The organism is Streptomyces sp. NPDC021100 (assembly GCF_044333095.1).
Taxonomy (GTDB): Bacteria; Actinomycetota; Actinomycetes; order Streptomycetales; family Streptomycetaceae; genus Streptomyces.
In genome coordinates, this window is sequence record NZ_JBIRQH010000019.1 from 22760 (window position 1) to 42317 (window position 19558).

The following is a 19558-nucleotide window of genomic DNA, read 5'->3' on the forward strand; positions in this document are numbered from 1 at the left end:
TCTCGTAGGACAGCGACTCCACACTCGTGGACCCGTCACTCATACTGTGCCTCCCCCCGCATCACGGCGTGGCCTGGTCGGAGGATTCCTCGCCTCCGCCCTGCCCGGAGTGGTCTCCGGGCTTTCTGTGCTTGTTCTGCTCGTCCTGCTGCTTCAGCTTCTGCTGCTTTTCCCAGTTGGCGATGGATCGCTTCTGGATTTCGGCGAGCCGTCGCGCGTGCTCGTGATCAACATTCTTGTAGTCACGGTCCGCCATGCCCACCGCGAGGCTCATGGCCTCCAGTTGGTCACCCAGCATCTGGGACAGGAGTTCCAACCGCTCATGGATCCTGTCGTACTCCTTCGACAGGGCCTCTGCCTCGTCGAAGCTTCCGAACGCTTCCTTGCTGACCTTCTGGTCGGCGATGTGCTTGTGCGAAGCCGCCGACTTGTCCAGTTTGCCGAGGAGGCGGTCCACACGCTTTTTCAGGCCCTGGAGGTTGTCCTCGTCCCCCACATCCAGATCCGACGGACTGCCACCGCCCCCGCCGTGCTGTGCCGGATCCCCGGATCCCATGAGTCAGCCCCCTGTTGGTGAAAGTGCATGCACGATGAAGTCTGTTGGAAACGCCCGAGGGCGCGGTCTGCGGACAACCGGCCGCATCCGCGCCCACGGACGGAGAACGAGTGCGAGGACGGCTCAGTGGCCGAAGCGGGCCGCCTGGCGCTTGTCGTTGGCCTGGTAGCCGTCCGTGGCCTCCATGAGGAGGCTCGAGATCTTCAGCAGGGTCTGGTGCATGTCGTCCACGTTGGTCTTCCAGCCCTTGTGGCGGGAGTGGAAGGCCTGCCGGGTCTCACCGTCCCACTTGGCGACCTGTGCCTCGACGCGGGCGTCGAGCGAGTCCAGCTCGCTCTTGATGTTGTTGGCCGCCGACTTGACCGAGTTCGACGCCTCGACGACGGTGCCGTACTTGATTTCCATGAAACTGTCTCCTGACGCGATGCGGAAGCGGGAAGCGGCGGTCAGCCGTGGAACCTGCCCAGGACGCCGGTGACGCCGCCGCCCATGCCGTGGGTGCCGCCTTCGCCCACGCCCTTGAAGCTGTTGAGGCGGTCCTGCTCCTCCTGGTCGAAGCCCTGACGGCTCGACTGCATCGCGTCCTTGGTGAAGGCCAGCAGCTCCTTCAGCCGGCGCGTGTCCTCGTTCACGCGCTCCTGGAGGGTGTGGTACGCGGACGCCGCCTCGCCCTTCCAGCCGCCCTGCACGGTGGCGACGACGCCCTTGAGGCTGTTGATCTTGGCCTCGAGCGTGTCGTGCATGGTCCCCAGATCCTTGACCAGCTGATCGAGGTCTCCTACTTCAAGCCGAAGGTCGGCCATCGTTACACCTACCCCCCATGAATCGGATGTCCTGCGGGAGCCCTGAGAACGGCTCCCCCTTTGCATCGGACCGCAGTTGTCGGCTGCCACTCTAGCCACTCACACGAGGGCGTCCAACCGGTATGCCTTTGACGTGAGTTCGCGCACTCATGTCACACGAGTGCGAGGGTCATTGGTCCAGACATCAACCAAGCCGTCCACCACGTCGTCGCCGATCCCGCAGCGCCACTGCCGTTCCCGCGACCGCCGCGATGAGAACACCCGCCGTTATCAGTGCGTACGTGGCGAAGCGTTCGTCACGTTCGCGCGGCGTTTCGCCGATGGTGAGCGGGGCCGCTTTCGGTACGGCACGGCCGGCCGAGACGGCGCGGTCGGCCACCGGGGCGTCGATGGGGTGTTCGTCCTCGGTGAGCGCGCGCACCGGATCGGCCACGCCCCAGCCGACGAAGTCGTCACGGCCCTTGACGGCCCTTTCCGCGGTCTGCTCGATCTGGGCGACGACCTGATGCTGTTTCCAGTTCGGGTGTTTCGCGCGGAGAAGCGCCGCGATTCCGGCGACGTACGGCGCCGAGAAACTCGTTCCGCTGTCCACGCATTGGCCGCCCTTCGGCACGGTGGAGACCATTTCGACGCCGGGCGCGGCCACTCCGACGAAATCGCCCGTCTGGGAAAAGGCGGCGCGTTCATTGTTGCGGTCGGAGGCGGCCACGGCGAGTACGCCCGGATATGCCGCCGGGTACGTTTTCCTCACCTTGCCCTGGAGCCCGTCGTTGCCCGCCGAGGCGACCACGACGATGTCCTCGTTCAGGGCCTCCCGGACGGCCTGGGCGAGATCCGAGTCGGCGTGCAGCGGTTTCGCCGTGTCCTGCGAGATGTTGATGACGCGGGCGTGCCGGCTGATCGCGTGCCGGATGGCGGTGGCGAGCGTGCGCTCGGTGCCGGTGCCCTTCTCGTCGTTCTGCCGGATGGGCAGGATCGTGGCCTCGGGGGCGAGTCCGACGAAGCCCGTGCCCTCGCGCGGGCGGGCGGCGATGATGCCCGCGACCTTCGTGCCGTGGCCGACCGGGTCGGTGGTGCCGTCGGTGCGCGCGCCCTTCTCCTGCGGGGCGTTCTTGTCCTTGGGCAGCAGGTCCAGGCCCGCGGACCGGTCGACGGCCGGGGTCAGCTGGGGGTTGTCGATGTCGACGCCGGTGTCGATGACGGCCACCCGGACGCCCTTGCCCTTGGTGTCCTGCCAGAGCCGGTCGAAGACGACTCGCTGCAGGGCCCACGGCATGCCCGATATCTGCTGCTTCATCGGGAAGGTGCACTCGCCGTTGCCGTTCAGGACCAGCGCACCCGGAGCCGAGGCGCGCGGTCCGGCCGCCGCCGCGCCCGTGCCCGCCGCCGTCAGAACCGTGGCCATGACCATGGCCGACGCCGCGGCCGTTCTCCGTACCGTCATCGCAACCGTCATCGAACGGCCCCCCTCACGAGCTCTGCGGCTGGCCGGCGCTGTTGACGTCCAGCCGCGGTCCCTTGGGCAGGAAGGCGGACCAGTTGTCCGGCACCGGCACCGGCTTGACGTCCTTGTACCCGAGCCGGATCTGCGCCTCGTTGGCCTGCTTCGCCAGCTCCTCCGGCGTCTTCGGCTTGTCGTCGTCACCGATGCCCGAGCGGCCCGCGCTGCTGTCGTTGTTCGTCTGCACCGCGTACCGCAGTCCGGTGTCGGTCACCAGGAAGAGCGAACCGACGCTCGTGGACGAGCCGTTGATCTGGCGGTAGAGCAGGCCGCTGCCCGGGGTGACGTAGGCGCTGGTCGCGCCGTCCACGATCTCGGCGGGGTACTTGGCGCCGGCCCAGGTGGTCAGCTGGGGCACGCCCTTGCCGTCCACGCCGTGCATCACGTTGCAGACCGTACGGACGCCGGTGCCCGCGTCGTTGACCTGGGTGGGGACGAGCCCCGGCCAGCCGTACTGGCCGTAGAACCACTCGGGGGACGAGGTGAAGGACTGCGGACCGACCTCCTCCGCCCGCGCGTTCTGGTGCAGCACCACCGCGTCCGGGCTGGTGAGCAGCAGCCGGGCGACGAGGTCGGAGACGGGCGCCACCTGGCCCGGGAGCACCACGTAGTGCTGCATGCCCTTGCCGGCGACGGCGCGGATGACGGTGCCGACCCGGTTGAGCCGCGGGTCGAGGCTGCCGACGCCCGCCGGGGCGCCGATCCGGCCGGGGAGCCGGGGGAAGGTGATGGGCGTGCCCTCGTGCAGGGTGCCCAGCCACTCCTTGTCGACCTTCTGCGGGCGGGCGCCCTCGCTGAACAGCGAGCGGCGCAGCACCTGGTCGCGGGGGGACGGTTGGTCGCCGTCGGGCAGGCCGACGAGGTGCTTGGTGCCGCCCGGGTCGACGAGGTAGCGGTCACCGGTGGGCCCCTCGACGTACAGGGCCTGGCCGTCGCGCAGTTTCCCGCTGCCGGCGACCTTCGCCGCGTCGCGGGAGGCCAGGAGGAACACGGCCTTCTGCACCGTTTTGCCCCCGCTGCCCGGCTGTTCGCAGACGGCCCAGCTCTTCTCCTTGCCGGCGTCCTCGGGCGCGGGCAGCCGGTCGGGGGCGTACGGGATGCCGAGGGTGGGGCCGCGCTGGATCTTCCCGTTGTCGAGCTCGCCCTCGTCGACCTTTATCACCGAGGACTTCTCGGGCTTCAGGAGGAGTTTCGCGGAGGAGAAGTTGAGGACCGGGTGCAGCCGCTTGGTGCCGTCGGTCTTGAGGACGACGTACCGGGTGGTCGACTTGCTGCCCACGATGACGTGGGCCCCGGGCTCCGACCAGCCGGCCGGCGCCTTGGGCTTGAAGATGCCCCAGCCGCCGAAGCCCGCCAGGACGAGCGCCCCGACGACGATTCCGGGCAGGATCGCACGCACCGGGCGCGGGGCCGCCTCGTCCGTCCCCGCCGCCGAGGGCTGCAGGAACGCGGCGACCATGCGCTTGCGCGCGAAGGTGTAGGCGTTGAGCTCGTCCCGCCGTGTTGCCATGTGCCGAAGTACTCCCCCCGTCGCCGGGTTCCGTTCGCCGGGTTCCGTCCGGGCCCGCCGCCGGGCCGGCCGTCGGAACCGGCCGGACCCGCTGGTCGGACCTGCCCTCGGTCCGCGTTGTCAGACCGGCCCCCTACTATGCCTGTTGACGATCCGGTTCCGCCGTCCGGGTGCGATCGTCGCGCGGGCCCGGGTCCGCGGCGGCCGGTCCGCGCCCGTGGCGGGGGCGGTTCTTAGGACGATCCGGCACGCGTTCCGGCGCGTGTTCCGGCGCGATTCCGGTGGATGTGCCGGCACGTTTCCGATGAGTGTTCCGACGAGGATGAGGGGGGTGCGCGGGTATGGCGTCCGCGGCGCGATCGGCGCAGCAGGCCACGGTGGTGCGCAGGCGGTCCGGGCCGGGCCGGCTGGGCCCGGTGCGGCTGCAGCAGCTCGTGCTGCTGGAGGTGGCGGCGGCGCTGGTGCTCGTGGGGTACGCCGTCGACCCGCTGCTGACCGCCCCCGCCGGCGGAGTGGCCGTCGTCCTCGCGGCGTTGGCGCTCGCGCGGCGGCGGCAGCGGCCGGTGCCGGAGTGGCTGGGCGCGGTCCTCGCGCTGCGCCGCCGTACGCGCGGTGCCACCGGCGCGCCGGCCTCCCCCGATGTCGCGCCCGCCCTGGCCCCGCTCGTCGAGTGCGAACCGGCGCTGCGCGTGGAGTCGTTCACGGACCGCGAGGGCCGGCACATAGGCGTGGTGGGCGACGGGACGTTCGTGACCGTCGTCCTCCAGGTCGAGGCGGTGGACGAGCCGCTGCGCCCCCTGCGGGTCGAGAAGGCGCTGCCGCTCGGTCTGTTGCGGGACGCGCTGGACACGGCGGACGTCCGGCTGGAGTCGGTGCAGGTGGTGCAGAGCGCGCTGCCGGCGCCCGCCCCTCATCTGTCCGCCCAGGCGCTGGCCGCGCGGAACTACGCGCCGCTGCAGGCGCTGACGGGTGCCCCCGCGGTCCGGATGACCTGGGTGGCGCTCAAACTCGACCCGGAGCTGTGCCCGGAGGCCGTCGCGGCCCGGGGCGGTGGTGTCCGGGGGGCGCGGCGATGTGTGCTGCGCGCGGCGGACCAGCTGGCGAGCCGGCTGCGGAGCGCCGGCTTCCGGGCGGTGCTGCTCGCGGAGGAGGAGCTGGCGTCGGCCCTGTCGACCGCGGCGAACGTCAACCCGGCCGCCACGGCGCAGGCGAGCCGTTCGGGTACGGGCGCGCGGCGGACCGCCGAGACGTCCCGGACGTGGCGGTGCGACGACCGCTGGCACACCTCCTACTGGGTGGGCCGCTGGCCGCAGTTGGGCTCCGGGGCGGCGTCGCTGCCGCAGCTGGCGGCGCTGCTGACGTCCTTGCCCGCGCTGTCGACGACGCTGAGCCTGACGCTCGGCCGCGGGCGCGCCCAGGACGGCGGACATGTGCCGACGGTCACCGGGCACATACGGGTGTGCGGGCGCAGCGCCGACGAACTGGGCGACGTCCGGCGGGAGCTGGAGCGGACGGCGCGCGGGGTGAAGGTCGGGCTCGTCCGGCTGGACCACGAGCAGGCGCCGGGCCTCCTCGCCACGCTGCCGCTGGGAGGGACGCGCTGATGGGTCTGTTGTCGAGAACGACGCGGGCACGCCGGGACCCGGCCGCGCCGGCCGGTTCCCCGTCCGTCCCGCCGCCGGCCTCCCCGGCAGCCCCGGTCTCCCCGGCAGCCGCCGGCCGCACCCCGGCCCGGCGCCCGGCGCCCGGCTTCGGGCTGCTCGGCCCCCGCCGCGAGCGGCACGAGCTGGATCCCGACCGCTTCGCGGAGCTCGGCCTTCCGGTCGGTGACGACGGTGTGGTCGTCGGTACGGACGCCCAGGGCGCCCCGGCCGTGCTGGGGCTGGTCCGCCCGGCCGCGTTCGACGTGGTCCTGGTGGGCGGCGCGTGGACGGCGCAGGTCATCGCGCTGCGCGCGGTGGGCACGGGCGCACGGGTCGCCGTGGAGAGCGGACGCCCGCAGCTGTGGACAGCGCTCGCGCAGGCCGCCAACACCGGCCAGCAGTCCATCACCCTGCACGACGTGGGCCGCGTACCCCCGCAGGGCCCCTCGGTGCCGAGCCCCGTCCTCATCGTCCGCGACTGCGGCATACGCCCGCCGCTCGGCCGCGTCCGCTCCGCCCCCTGGCAGCCGGTACTGACCCTGCTCCCCTACCCCGGCCCCACGACCGCGCGCCTGATGTCCCAGGCGGACCTCGTCGGCGTCCAGCGGGTCGCCCCCGAGGAGGCCGTCGCGATCGGCCGCACCATGAACCTGCCCCGGGAGGACGTGGAGTCCCTCTCCACCCTCCCCGACGGCGTCACCCTGTGGTGCACCCGCTCGTCCCGGACGTACGTCACCACCCGGCCGACGGACCCGGAGGCGGGGTTGTTGGGGGCGGCGCGGCGGTTGGAGTAAGCGGGTCGGTCGCCGGGAACGGCATTGCGCCCGGGCCGTGTTCCGGCACTGTCGTACGCGCGGCGGCCGGTCGCCGCGTAAGCGAGGACCGCGCCCAGGGCGAAGACGTCGCCCGGCGGACCCACACGCAGCCCGAGCACCTGCTCGGGCGGGCCGTAGCCGGGGGTGACGGGGCTCGTTCCGGTGGCGGTGAGGGTGAGGCCGTATTCGGGGCGGGCGATGCCGAAGTCGATGACGCGCGGGCCGGCGGAGGTCAGGACGATGTCGGCGGGCTTGAGGTCACGGTGGACGAGACCGGCGGTATGGATGTCCTGGAGCGTGCGGGCGAGGGCCGCTCCCAGAGCGCGTACAGCCGTCTCGTCCAAGGGGCCCAGCCGTTCGGCCATCTCGTCCAGCGTCGGACCGGCCAGGTACTCGGTGGCGATCCAGGGCCGTTCACCCTCCGTCCAGGCGCCGAGCACGCGGGCGACGCCCGGGCTGGTCACCGCCTGCGCGGCCCGCGCCTCGCGGGCGAAGCGCCGGGACATGTGCGGGTCGTGAGCCAGCTCCGGAAGAAGCACCTTGATGGCGATGGTCCGGCCGGCGTCGTCCCGCCGAGGTAGACCTTGCCCATGCCGCCTTCCCCGAGGACTCCGAGGATCCGGTGCGGACCGAGGCGGATCGGGTCACCGGCGGCGAGTGGCTTCACGGTCGGAGAATTCCTTTCACAGGTGGCGCCGGGAGAGGGCGGAGCGCTATTCGAGCGGCCGGGCGCACACGTAGTCGCCGGACGTCCAGACAAGACGGCCTGCCCGCTCATGGGCGACGGGCGCAGCGCCGATCCGTCCCGGGACGTCCATCGACCAGGCGATCCGATGGGTGCGCAGATCGACCGCCCGGATCTGGTCGCGCGCACCGTCCGTCGCGGCGACGTACACGTACTTCCGGCCGGCCACCGGCGGCATGAGGCCGGGCGGCATACCGGGAAAAGGCGTCTCCCACAGCAGCTTCCCGGTGTCCGCGGACAGGGCGACGATGCCGCGCGTGCCCTCCGCCGCGTACACGACGCCGTCCTTGACCGTCGCCGGGCCGTAGGGGCTGGTTTCCGCGGGGACGTCGCCCTTGGGCCGGCCCTCGCCGAACGTCCACGCCGGCGTGCCGTCGGCCAGGTCGACGGCGACCACTTCCTCCCCGGTGAAGTAGACGCGCCGGTCGTCGAGTGCCAGCTTCCCGACATCCAGGAAGGCATCGTCGAGCCGCTGCCTCGGCATCTCCCGGTCCCACTCCCGCCGGCCGTCGGAGAGCCGGTGGCAGACCAGGAGGTTCTTGCGTGCGAAACGCATGGGCCGGGCGTACACCAGGTGGCGGCCGGCGACGCCGGCCACGATCCTGTCCGTCGAGCCGCCCGGGCTGTGGTCCCCGAGAGGCTGACGCCAGAGTCCTTTGCCCGTCCTGGTGTCGACGGCGAGAAGACACCAGGAGTCGCCGTTGCGGTCGCCTGCCTTGTCGGCGGCCAGGTAGACCACTCCGTCGGCGGCGGTCAGGGGTTCGGCGTGAGCGGTCGCCGAGGAAAGGTCGTCGAACGGGCCCGCGGCGTATTCCAGACCACCGGTTTCCGAGACGCTGTAGACCTTCAAGCCCGTGGTGCGCTGGCCGTCCGGCGCGTAGCTGTAGACGCGTTCGCCGTCCGCCGTGAACTCGTAGGACTCCTTGACCGCCGTGGCGGTCCATCGCTTGCCGCCGGTCTTCGCATCGTAGGCCACCAGGCCCGGTCCCCCGTGTACGGCCACGCGGTCGCCGACGGCAAGGGGCGGACGGCCGCCGTCCGCCTTGTCGAGGCGGGCCCACCAGGTGACGCCGTCGGGGATGTTGGCGGGGCGGGCGAAGTGGGTGGGGCCGGGGGTGTCGGTGTGCTTGCGGTTGTTCCACCAGAGCCAGCCGCCCGCGCCGGCCGCCGCCACGCCCAGGGTCGAGCCGCCGGCGATGCCGAGGAGGCGGCGGCGGGAGAGGGCGGGGCGGGGGCCGGTGGCGGTCGAGGTGGCGGCCTGGTCCGGGGGTGGGGGCAGGCGGTGCGGCTGGTGGCGCCAGACCTCGGTGGAGCGGCGGGCGATCTCGGCGAGGAGGGTGTCGGTGAGGGCGGTGGGGAAGCCCTCCGCGGTGGGCCATCTCTCCGCGGAGGGGGTTCTCCCCGCAGCGGGGAATGCCTCCGCGTCGTCCTCCCTGCCCGCCTCCGTCCCGGCCAGCAGCGCGGACAGTTCGGCCGTGCCGGGGCGACGGGTCGGGTCCTTGTCCAGGCAGCGGGACAGTACGGGGGTGAGGGCCGGGGGCAGGCCGGTCAGGTCGGGGGCCGCGTAGCGCACCCGGTAGAGGAGGTCCGCGGCCTGGCCGCCGCCGAACGGGGCGCGGCCGGTCGCCGCGAAGACGAGGACGCCGGCGAGGGCGAACACGTCGCCCGCGGAGGTGTGCTCGGTGCCCGCCGCCTGTTCGGGTGACATGTAGGCGGGGGTGCCGGCGGCCGTGCCGAGCCGGGTCAGCCGGTCGTCGCCGAGCGCCCGCGCCACCCCGAAGTCGATGATCTTCGGGCCGGTGGCGGTGACGAGGACGTTGGACGGCTTGAGGTCGCGGTGGACGACGTCGGAGCGGTGCAACTGGCCGAGTGCGCGGCACAGTACGGCGCCGAGCGCCCGTACCGTCCGCTCGGGGAGCGGGCCACACAGCTCGACGGCCTCGTCCAGGGGCGGGCCCAGTACGTACTCGGTGGCCAGCCAGGGCCGGGGCGCGAACGGGTCGGCGTCGACGACCCCGGCCCCGTACTCCCCGCCGATCACCCGGGCGGCGTCGGACTCCAGCCGGAACCGGGTGCGGAACGCCTCGTCGGACGCGAACCGGGGGTGCACGGCCTTGAGCGCGACCGTCCGGCCGCCCGCGGAACGGGCCAGGTACACGGTGCCCATGCCGCCACCGCCCAGCCGGGCGACGAGCCGGTAGGGGCCGAGCTGCCGGGGGTCATCGTGGTGGAGGGGCAGGGGCATCAGAACGGTCCGCTGTGGGGTGAGAGGGACGGGTGGAGTGATACGGCCGGAGGCGGCGGTTGCGCGGCGAGGACGGCGGCTGACTGCCGGACGAGCGCGGCGACCGCCCGGGCCGGCAGCCAGCCGGGGCCCAGGAGCGCGGCCGCCCGGCTGGGACCGCCGTCCACCACGGTGGCCCGCGGCGGACCGGCCATGACGGGCGGAGGGCCGAAACCGGGCGCGGTGCCCGGGAGTTCGTCCAGCAGCCGGCGGACCGACGGGCGGTGGGCGGGGTCGCGGGCGAGGCAGGCGGAGACGAGGGCGCGCAGGCCCTCGGGGAGTTCGTCGCGCTCCGGGACGGTGTGTCCCGTCGCCGCGCAGGCCAGGACCGCGCCCAGGGCGAAGACGTCGCCGGGCGGCTCGGGCCGTGCCCCGGCGAGCTGTTCGGGGGGCACCGTGCCCGGGGCCGGGCCGACGGGTCCGGTGCCGTCCGGTCCCGCCGGGGCCGCGGCGCGCACCGCGCCGTAACCCGTGAGGCGCGGGCCGTCGGACGTCAGCAGGACGGCCGTCGGGGAGACTCCCGCATGCGCCGCGCCCGTCGCGTGCACCGCCGCCAGGGCCTCGGCGAGGGCGGTGCCGAGCGCGCGGACGGTCCGTTCGGGCAGCGGACCACCGTGCGCGGCGAGCGCGGCGGGCAGCGGGAGGGCGGGGAGGTACGGGGTGGTGTACCAGGGGAGGGAGTTACCGCCCGCGGTTCCCCCGCTTGCCTCCCCTTCCGCTCCCACCTCGTCCACCACGGCCGTCCAGGGGCCGAACAGCCGCCGGGCGGCCTCCGCCTCGGCCCGGAAGCGGTCCGGGTCGGTGCCATGCGGAGGCGTGGTGAGGATCACCGTGCGGTCGCCGTCCCGGGACCGCGCGACGAACCGGTGCGCCGCGGCGGGGACAGCGCCCGCCAGGGCACCGACCGTCAGACCACCGCCCGCCAGGGCGTCGAGCCGGCCCAGCACCGCGTACGGGCCGATCCGCTCCGGGTCGCCCGGACGCGACGGTTCCATTCCGGCCCCTTCCCTCGGTCCCCTTCGTCCCCTCCCGGGGGACGGCATGCGTATGGATGACGAGCACAGATGACTGCCGTACGCGAGTACGACAGACGGACACAGGAGCCTACTCATGCGCCCGTCCGGCCCGGACACGGGCCGGACGCCCGGGTGGTGACGGGGGCTCCGGCGGCGATATCAGGCCGTGACCCGCGGGGCCGGTGCGGGAGCGTGCGGCCCTGCCGCAGTGCTACGGATGACGATTAGTCTTGATGACCGTACGCATGGAGAACCCGACGCCGGGGGCCCGCAGCGTGACGTATGGGGGAATCGGGCGGTCGTGCCCCGGGAACGGCCCGGTGCCGGCAGGCGATTCCCCGAAGCGCCGGACCACACCAGCAGGAGGCATTGTGAGCAGCGATCGGAACGAGATCCGCGCGGCCGGGACCACAGCCGGCGAGAACCGGTCCGACGCCGACCACGAGCTGGACCAGGAGCAGGAAGTCGAGCACACGGGCGAGTTCACCATCGATTACACGCCACCCGCCTGGTACGTCCAGACCTCCCCGCCCGCTCCGGCGGTCCCCCCGGTGCCTCCGGCCCCTCCGGCACCGCCCGCCTCGGGAGAGGGGACGGACGCCGGCGCGGCGCCGGCCACGGCTGAGGGCGCGGGGGAAGGCCGTGCGGCGGACACGCCTGCCGTCGACACTCCTGCCGTCGACGCCCACGCCGTCGGCGGGAAGGACGCCGACGGGAGCGCGGACCGCAGCGGCGACGCGCGGCCCGGCATCGTGGCCGGACACGGCCTCGACGGCTCGGGCGCCGGCGCCGACGAGGAGCCCGCGCCGGCCGGGGGGACGACGACGCCCGCGACCATGCGGTTCTCGGCCGCGGCGCTGCGGGACGAAATCGCCGCGCACGCACCGGAATCCGGGCGGCCGGAATCCGGGCGGCCGGAAGAATCCGGCGCGACCGTCGCGTCCGCGGAGGCGGACAAGTCGGTGGAGACAGACAAGTCGGCAGAAACGTCGGAGATTTCGGGCGAAGCCGACAACAGTGGCACTCTGCGCAGTGAGGGCACCATGCGGTTCTCGGCGAGCTCCTTGCGCAACCGGGCGGGAGCGGCGGCGTCCGGTGACGCGCCGTCGGCTCCGTCGCCGTCGCCGTCTGCGTCCGCTTCCGTTTCCGCTTCCGTGACGCCGGAGGAGACGGAGGCGCCCAGCGCGTCCACCGAGTCCTGGACCCCGCCCTCCGTTCCGCCGGCGTCCCTCCCGCCCCTGCCGCCGGACTTCCGTCCCGCGGAGCCCGCCGACGGCCAGGCCTCGCCGGCCCCGTGGACCGCGCCCGCGGCACCTCAGGCGGCACAGCAAGTGGTTCCGCAGACGGCGCAGCAGGCGCTTCCGCAGGCCCCCGCGATGCCGCCCGCGCCGCCCGCCGCTCCGACCGCTCCCCCGGCCTCCCCAGCCTCCCCGGCTCAGGCGGACACCGCGGGCGCGCCCGCATCCGCCGCGGCGGATGGTCCCGGGGCCTTCGCGCCGCCCACGGCGCCCGGCCCGGAGGCCGCTCCCTATGCCGGGAGCGCGGGCACCCCGTTCGCCACGGCACCGGCGCCCGCTCCGCAGGACGGCGCTCAGCCCGGCCCGTACGCCCCGCCCGCACCGCAGGCGCTCCCGGCGTACGGCACGCCGAACATCCCCGCTCCGGCCGCCGAAGCGGCATCCGACCAGGGCGATTTCCCGCTGGCCGCCGCCGGACAGCCGACTCCTTTGGCGGCACCCCCGACCCCGACCCCGCCTCCCGCGTACGGCGGCTACGGCGGGCACGGCGGATACGGCACCCCGCAGCCGGATCCGGCGGCGGCCCCGCCCGCGCCCACTCCGGCTCCGGCCCCCGCGCCGCAGGCACCCGTCACCCCGCCTGCTCCGCACGGCGGTTACGGCTTCCCACAGCCGACGGCATCTACGCCCGAAGCGCCCGCGTCCGCGCCCGCACCTCAGAGCGGTTACGGCTTCCCGCCCCCCGCGGCACCCACCGCCGGAGCCGCCGCGCCCGCGTCCACGCCGCAGGGTGGATACGGCTTCCCCCACCCGACGGGCGCCGCCCCGCAGGGCGGTTACGGCTTCCCGCATCCCGGAACTCCCGCCGGGGAGACGCCCGCGCCCCCCGCGCAGCACGCGTACCCCCTCCCCCAGACGCAGCCCCAGCCGCCCGCCGCCCCCCAGGGCACCCCGGCCCCCGGCCCGTACGCGCCCCAGCCGCAGGCCGGCCCTGCCGACGCCGGCGCCTTCACCCAGGGATTCCAGAACCCCCAGGGCGCGCAGGGACCCCAGGGCACTCCCGGCGCACAGCCCGAGCAGCCCGGTCCCGTCCAGCCCGTCCAGCCGGCCGACGCGTCGGCCGCCGGCCCCGTCGACCCGCGCACCGGCGGCTGGCCGACGGTGACGCCGGAGCAGCGGCAGCGGTCCGTGCACGGCGCGCCGCTCGGCTACACGGCCGCGGTCGAGCTGTCCTCGGAGCGGCTGCTCAAGAGCAAGCCGAAGCCGAAGAAGCAGAGTTCGGGCCGGTTCAAGTTCGGCGGGAAGAAGGAGGAGGCGGAGCGGCAGCGCAAGCTGGAGCTGATCCGCACGCCCGTCCTGTCCTGCTACCGGATCGCCGTCATCAGCCTCAAGGGCGGTGTCGGCAAGACCACGACGACGACCGCCCTCGGCGCCACCCTGGCCAGCGAGCGCCAGGACAAGATCCTGGCCATCGACGCCAACCCGGACGCCGGCACCCTCGGGCGCCGGGTGCGCCGCGAGACCGGCGCGACCATCCGTGACCTGGTGCAGGCCATCCCCGGCCTCAACAGCTACATGGACATCCGCCGTTACACCTCGCAGGCGCCGTCCGGCCTGGAGATCATCGCCAACGACGTGGACCCGGCCGTCTCCACGACCTTCAACGACGAGGACTACCGGCGGGCGATAGACGTCCTGGGGCGGCAGTACCCGATCATCCTCACCGACTCGGGCACCGGTCTGCTCTACAGCGCGATGCGCGGCGTGCTCGACCTCGCCGACCAGCTGATCATCGTCTCCACCCCGTCCGTCGACGGCGCGAGCAGCGCCAGCACCACGCTCGACTGGCTGGCGGCGCACGGATACGGCGAGCTCGTCGGGCGCAGCATCACCGTCATCTCGGGGGTCCGCGAGACCGGGAAGATGATCAAGGTCGAGGACATCGTGTCCCACTTCGAGACGCGCTGCCGGGGGGTCGTGGTCGTGCCCTTCGACGAGCATCTCGCGGCGGGGGCGGAGCTGGACCTGGAGATGATGCGGCCCAAGACGCGGGAGGCCTACTTCACTCTGTCGGCGATGGTGGCCGAGGACTTCGTCCGGGCTCAGCAGCAGCAGGGGCTGTGGGGGACGAGTGGGCAGCCGCCTCAGGCGGCTGCGCCGCCCCTTCAGCCCGGGCAGCAGAATCCGGCGGCCGGGGGGTGGCCGCAGCAGCAGTGAGGTCCGGCGGGGCCGGGGGGATGCCCCGGTCCCGCCCTTTCTCCCCCGGCTACCGCTGGGAGGTGCCCCCAGTTTCTTGCAGGGGCTGCGCCCCCGCACCCCCGAAGCGCGCTGAGCGGCGGAGCCGCGAAAAAGGGGGTCTGGGGCGCAGCCCCAGGAAACGGTGAGAGGGCGGGACCGGGGCCCCTCACCGAGCCGCCGCCACCAGCTCCCGCGCCCGCTTCACATCGTCAGCCATCCGCTCCAGCAGCGCGTCGAGCGTCTCGAACTTCTCCATCCCCCGCAGATAAGCGAGGAAGTCCACCGCGGCGTGCAGCCCGTACAGATCCAGGTCGACCCGGTCGATCGCATACGCCTCCACCGTCCGCTCCGTCGCGTCGAACTGCACGTTCGTGCCGACGGAGATCGCCGCGGGCATCGATTCGCCCTCGACGACGAGCCAGCCGGCGTAGACGCCGTCGGCGGGGATGGCGGTGTGGGGCAGGGTCTCGATGTTGGCGGTGGGGAAGCCGAGTTCGCGGCCGCGCTGGGCGCCGCGGACGACGACGCCCTCGACGCGGTGCGGGTGGCCGAGGATCTCCATGGCGCCGGCCACGTCGCCCTCGGCGACCAGGCGGCGGGTCAGCGTCGAGGAGAACGGCAGGCCGGCGCCGGCCTCGCCGGTGAGCTTGAGGTCGATGACCTCGACGCCGAAGTCGTAGGTGGTGCCGAGCTCCTCCAGCAGCGCGACCGTGCCCGCGGCGCGGTGGCCGAAGCGGAAGTTGGGGCCCTCGACGACGAGCTTCGCGTGCAACTTGTCGACCAGGACCTTCACCACGAAGTCGGCCGGCGACAGCTTGGAGAACTCCGCCGTGAAGGGCAGGACGAGCACCGCGTCCACGCCGAGTTCCGCGATCAGCTCCGCGCGCCGGTGGTGCGGCGCCAGCAGCGGCGGGTGGCTGCCCGGCCGTACGACCTCGCTGGGGTGCGGGTCGAAGGTCACCACGACCGACGGCACCCCCAGCTCGCGCGCCCGCTCCACCGCACGACCGATGATCAGCTGGTGTCCGCGGTGGACACCGTCGTACGAGCCGATGGTGACGACGCTGCGCCCCCAGTCCTGGGGGATGTCCTCCAAGCCACGCCAGCGTTGCACTGTGCCCGCTCCTCGCCCGAACCCGAACTCTTGTCTCTGTCGATTACGCAGGTCTAAGAGTGCCATGCCGGTTGGCGGCGGTCCGCATCGGCCGGGGCCCCCGGACCGTCCGCACCGCCCGGGCCACCGGAGCCTCCCGCCGTCAGCCGGATCCGCGCCCCCGGCCCCACCACGGGCGCCCACTGCGCGGGCGCGGTCCGCAGCCAGCGGCGCAGCCGGGCGCCGAACGCCGGGACCTCGCCCGCGAGCTGCACCAGCCGGCGGTCGAAGCGGGCCGCGCCCTCCGTGGTGCGGGCCAGCAGCTCCCCGACCCGGAGCACGAGGTCGCGGGTGCGCGCCTCGGAGCGTTCGGACGCGCCCTCGGCCGCCGCCCGCAGCAGCGCGTCGAGGACGTCGCCGCCCCGCTCGTACGGTTCCTGCTCCTCCCGTTCCAGCAGCACTTCCAGCAGCTCGCGCCGCAGCCCCCGGGAGGCGGCCGTGCCGGGCGCGGCGAGCACGGGGGCGAGGGCGCGGCGGACGGGGGCGGGGCGGGTGCGCAGCAGGTGGGTGACGAGCGGGAAGAGAACGGCGCGGGCGGACGGGCCGTCCTCCAGCCGCCGGTCGATGAAGGCGGCCACGTGCGGGGCGTTGTCCGGCCGGTGCTCGACGTGTTCGCGGACCAGGGAGGCCGCGCGGCGGGCCAGCGCCGGGTCGGTGACCTCGGCGAGGATCCGCAGGACGTCCGCCGGCCCGTCGCCGGGCTGGTAGAGGCGGGCGCGGAAGGCGCCGAGCACCGGCTCGGGGTGGGTGGTCAGCGCGGCGGCCAGGGCGGCGGCCGGGACCTGCGGGTCGCCTGCGGCGAACCGGGCGACGGCCTCCGGCAGGTGTTTGGCGCGGGTGAGCGGGTCGCGGACCAGGACGGCCAGCGCCGGCCCGCGCAGGGCGTCCTCGGCGGGACGGGCGAGGAGGGCCAGCGCGGAGTAGCGCAGCAGCTCGCGGTCGGCCTCGGTGGTGACGTAGGGCACGGCCCTCAGGCCGTACGCGGCGGCGGCGACGTGCAGTTCCACCCGGTCGTCGTGGGCCCAGCGGTCGACGGCCCGGCAGACGGCGGACGGCTCGTCCTCGGCGAGGGCGGCCAGCAGTTCGTCGGCCTTCGGGTGGGCGGCGCCGACCAGGGCGTCGGTGAGGTCGTCGAGGGCGCGCCTGCGGTGGGTGTGGAGCATGGCCTGGGCGGCCGTGGCGACGGTGGGCGCCGCGAACTCGGCGCCGCCGTCCGGTGCGGTCAGCAGCGTGCGGTCGTCGTCGAACCAGCGGCAGATCAGCGCCTGGGCGGCACACGGCTCGTCGCCGAGCAGGGCGGCCGCCGCCGGGAGGAAGCGGTCGGCGGCGGGCGGCTGGGGCGTCCCGCCGGCCGCGCCGGGCGGTGGGGCGTCGGCGGGGACGAGGCGGCGGAGCAGGTCGAGGCGGTCCCCGAGGCCCAGGCGCAGCCGGAGCCAGAACGGCGGGCCGAACCGGGTCAGGCCGCCGAGCGCCTCGGTGGCGGTGGAGTCGAAGCCGCCGGCCGCGCGGGCGCAGCCGGCGACCCGCTCGGCGAGCAGCCGCAGCACCCCGAGGTACGGGGTGGCGTCCGGGACCCGCAGCAGGGTCTCGGAGAGCAGGTGGGCGGCCCACCAGGCCGGGTCGGTGAGCACCGGAGGCCGGCCGTCGAGACGTTCTCCGGCCTCGACCGCACCGCCGCCCGCCGCCGGGGCGGGCGCGCCCTCCCGGCCGGAGAGCGTCTCGACGGCGTGGACCAGACCCGTCAGCCGCCGGGAGAGCTCGGTGGGGCCCGAGCGGCGGCCGAGCAGCAGCAGGGACTGGAGGACGGGGCCGATGCGGTGCCGTGGGACGGGCAGCAGCGTGGGCCGCTCCTGCCGGTCGTCGCCGCGCCGGCCCCGGCGTCTGGTCGGTGGCCGGGAGCCGGGAGGCGGCGGGACGTGCCCCTCGGGCGCCCGGGCCGGGCCGCCGCCGCGGCGGGACGGCAGCCGGACGGCCGCCTCGGCGGGCGGGCCCTCCGGCTCGTACCAGCGGTGGACGAGGGCGTGCAGGGCGGCGTCCAGGTCGAGGTGGGTGCCGTGCAGCCAGTCGGCGAACTCCTCGTGGGCGAACCGGTAGCCGCTGCCCGCCGGGACGAGCAGCCCCTCGGTGAGCACGGCGGAGGCCCAGCCGGTGCGCCAGGGGAAGAGCTGCTCGAACGTCTCCCGCTCCAGCTCCCCCTGGCCCGGGCCGAGGCACTGCCGGGCCGCCTCGTGCACCTGCCCGGCCACCTTGGCGGCCAGCCGGCGGACGGCCGTGCCGCGCAGCGGGGGCCGCCGGGCGGCGGCGAGGCGGACGGCGATGCGCAGGCAGACGAGGTCGAGGTGGGCGGCGAAGACGTCCCACCGGTCGGGGGCGGGGGCGCCCTCCGGCCGGTCCGCGCCGTCCGGGAGCGCGGCGTGGACCTCGGCCAGCAGCCGGAGGGCGAGCGGATGCCCGGCGTCCGCCGGGGCGAGCCCGCCGGCCGGGACGCCGTACGAGGCGCGGGCGCGCTCGGCGAGCTCGGGGGTGAGGCCGGTGAGCCGGACGCAGGCGGGCAGCGCGGCAGGCGGCGCGGCGGTGAGGGCCGGGGCGCCGGTGCCGAGGGCGGTGGCCGGGGAGTGCAGGGCGGCCGGCGGGAAGAGGGCGCCGGCCGTCTCCCAGTGCTCGGGCCGGCAGGCGACGACCAGCCGGGTGCCGGTCCGCTCCAGCCAGCGGGCGGTGGCCGCGGTCCAGGCGGGCAGCGCGTGGGCGAGCAGCGGCGGCATCTCCTCGGGCCCGTCGAGGAGGACGAGCAGGGGGCGGCCGACCCGGTGGCCGAGCCGGGCGACGGCCTCCGGGGTGGCCGCGGAGGTGTCGCCGACGGTGCCCTGGGCGCCCGCCGAGGCGGTGACGATGCGCCCGGCGGCCCGCAGTGCGCGGGCGATGGCGTCGCGCAGGCTCTCGTCGTCGGCGCGCAGGTCGGCGCCGCGCAGCCAGAGCGTCGGCGCCGGTTCCGCGCCGCGCGAGCGCCGGGCGGCGAGGGCGCCCAGCTCCGTGGTGCGCCCGGTGCCGGGCTCGCCGACCAGGCCCAGGACGTACGGCCCGCCGGGCCCGTGCCCGCCGGCGGCCCGGGTCAGGGCCCGCGCGCCGGGTGCTCCGCCGGCCAGGAAGCAGTCGAACTCGCGGATCGTCTCGGGCCGCTCGACGGGTTCGCGCCAGGTGCGGGGGGTGACCACCGAGCCGAGGGAGGTGCCGGTGAGCTGGAGGGCGCCGGCGAGGTTGAGGTCGCGGCCGTAGGCGGGCACGGTGGCCGCGTTCCGGTCCAGGAGCCGGGCCAGCGGCCCCTCGGGGTCGGCGGCGGCCGTGGCCCGCAGCGGGATCGCGTAGCCGCCCGCCCGGCGCTCGGCGTGCAGCGCGGTACCGAGGACGGCGACGACCGCTCCGGTGCCCGCGTCGAGCACCGGGCCACCGGTGGCCTCCTCGCCCAGCCGCAGCGGCGTCCGCTCCGGCAGGGACAGCTCCAGGGCGGTGCGCAGCAGGTGGAAGCGGTCCGTGGCGGTGTACGTGACCAGGGGTTCGCCGACGACCGCGGCGTCGTGCCAGCGGCCGGCCCGCAGCCGGACCTCGGTGCCGCCCTCGATGTGCTCGGTCGCGGCGACGGGGAGCGGCGGCAGGTCCAGGCCCTCCGTCCGGACCAGGGCCAGGTCGCAGTCGGGCAGCGGGGTGACGGCGTCGGCGCCGACCACCACCGTGCGGTCGCCCGCGGCGTGCAGCACCAGGCAGGCGAGGCCGTCGACCGCCTCGTGGCTGGTGATCAGGGTGGACCTGTCGTCGACCGGGAAGCCCGTGCCGCGCCGCCGCCCGGCGAGATCCCTGATGCGCACCAAGGACTCGTCCGCGTCGGCCCGCCGACCGCTCATCCGCCGAACCTCCCCGCGTGACCGTACGTGCGTACGCCCGTACGTTCCGAAGGTAGGCAGCCGGTGATCGGCAGGACAGATCGCGAGCCGAACGCGCCCCCTTGCACCCCCCTGGTTCACTCCGAGCGCCTGCCCGTTGGGGTGAATCGTGCGTATCAGA

General features: G+C 74.8%; 12 protein-coding genes and 1 pseudogene. 3 read left to right on the forward strand and 10 right to left on the reverse strand.

All coding sequences use genetic code 11. From position 1 onward, the window contains the following. Positions 1–61: 61 nt before the first annotated feature. The 5 genes from ACH4PU_RS28035 to eccB form a co-directional block, all read right to left on the reverse strand. The gene (locus tag ACH4PU_RS28035) at positions 62–556 is read right to left on the reverse strand and encodes a hypothetical protein (RefSeq protein ID WP_398277781.1); all 495 of its coding nucleotides are present in this window, start codon (positions 554–556) and stop codon (positions 62–64) included. 123 nt (positions 557–679) lie between these two features. Next, positions 680–961 carry a WXG100 family type VII secretion target gene (locus ACH4PU_RS28040; protein ID WP_398277784.1) on the reverse strand — a complete coding sequence of 94 codons (282 nt, stop codon included), beginning with the start codon at positions 959–961 and terminating at the stop codon, positions 680–682. Positions 962–1002: 41 nt separating this feature from the next. Then, on the reverse strand, positions 1003–1359 hold the full coding sequence (locus ACH4PU_RS28045; RefSeq protein WP_398277787.1) for a WXG100 family type VII secretion target: 357 nt from the start codon (positions 1357–1359) through the stop codon (positions 1003–1005). A gap of 184 nt (positions 1360–1543) precedes the next feature. Beyond that, a complete protein-coding gene (mycP, locus tag ACH4PU_RS28050; protein WP_398277790.1) occupies positions 1544–2803 on the reverse strand; it encodes a type VII secretion-associated serine protease mycosin in 1260 nt (419 codons plus the stop codon). A gap of 25 nt (positions 2804–2828) precedes the next feature. Further along, positions 2829–4370 carry a type VII secretion protein EccB gene (gene eccB / locus ACH4PU_RS28055; protein WP_398277793.1) on the reverse strand — a complete coding sequence of 514 codons (1542 nt, stop codon included), beginning with the start codon at positions 4368–4370 and terminating at the stop codon, positions 2829–2831. A gap of 341 nt (positions 4371–4711) precedes the next feature. Here eccB and eccE point away from each other — a divergent pair, with 341 nt between their 5' ends. Both eccE and ACH4PU_RS28065 read left to right on the forward strand, forming a co-directional pair. Then, positions 4712–5974 (forward strand): type VII secretion protein EccE, encoded by a 1263-nt coding sequence (gene eccE / locus ACH4PU_RS28060; protein ID WP_398277796.1) that lies wholly within the window; start codon positions 4712–4714, stop codon positions 5972–5974. After that, entirely contained in the window at positions 5974–6807 is an 834-nt protein-coding gene (locus tag ACH4PU_RS28065) for a hypothetical protein (protein ID WP_398277799.1), read from the forward strand. The genes eccE and ACH4PU_RS28065 overlap by 1 nt, the downstream gene beginning before the upstream one ends. A 44-nt stretch (positions 6808–6851) precedes the next feature. Here ACH4PU_RS28065 and ACH4PU_RS28070 read toward each other — a convergent pair. The 3 genes and pseudogenes from ACH4PU_RS28070 to ACH4PU_RS28080 all read right to left on the reverse strand — a co-directional run. Beyond that, a pseudogene (locus ACH4PU_RS28070) lies at positions 6852–7495 on the reverse strand (serine/threonine-protein kinase); the annotation flags it as partial. Between the two features lie 46 nt (positions 7496–7541). Further along, positions 7542–9818 carry a PQQ-binding-like beta-propeller repeat protein gene (locus ACH4PU_RS28075; RefSeq protein WP_398277802.1) on the reverse strand — a complete coding sequence of 759 codons (2277 nt, stop codon included), beginning with the start codon at positions 9816–9818 and terminating at the stop codon, positions 7542–7544. Next, the gene (locus ACH4PU_RS28080; RefSeq protein WP_398277805.1) at positions 9818–10852 is read right to left on the reverse strand and encodes a serine/threonine protein kinase; all 1035 of its coding nucleotides are present in this window, start codon (positions 10850–10852) and stop codon (positions 9818–9820) included. Before ACH4PU_RS28080 ends, ACH4PU_RS28075 begins: the two co-directional genes overlap by 1 nt. Before the next feature lie 392 nt (positions 10853–11244). On the opposite strand from ACH4PU_RS28080, the gene ACH4PU_RS28085 reads away from it, so the two are divergent. Further along, on the forward strand, positions 11245–14328 hold the full coding sequence (locus ACH4PU_RS28085) for an SCO5717 family growth-regulating ATPase (RefSeq protein WP_398277808.1): 3084 nt from the start codon (positions 11245–11247) through the stop codon (positions 14326–14328). 187 nt (positions 14329–14515) lie between these two features. Here the strand turns inward: ACH4PU_RS28085 and ACH4PU_RS28090 are convergent, their stop codons facing one another. Together ACH4PU_RS28090 and ACH4PU_RS28095 are read right to left on the reverse strand one after the other, a co-directional pair. Beyond that, positions 14516–15463: a bifunctional riboflavin kinase/FAD synthetase gene (locus tag ACH4PU_RS28090; protein ID WP_398277811.1), complete on the reverse strand. Its 948-nt coding sequence runs from the start codon at positions 15461–15463 to the stop codon at positions 14516–14518. A 53-nt stretch (positions 15464–15516) separates the two neighbouring features. After that, the gene (locus tag ACH4PU_RS28095; protein WP_398277814.1) at positions 15517–19398 is read right to left on the reverse strand and encodes a serine protease; all 3882 of its coding nucleotides are present in this window, start codon (positions 19396–19398) and stop codon (positions 15517–15519) included. Positions 19399–19558: the final 160 nt, after the last annotated feature.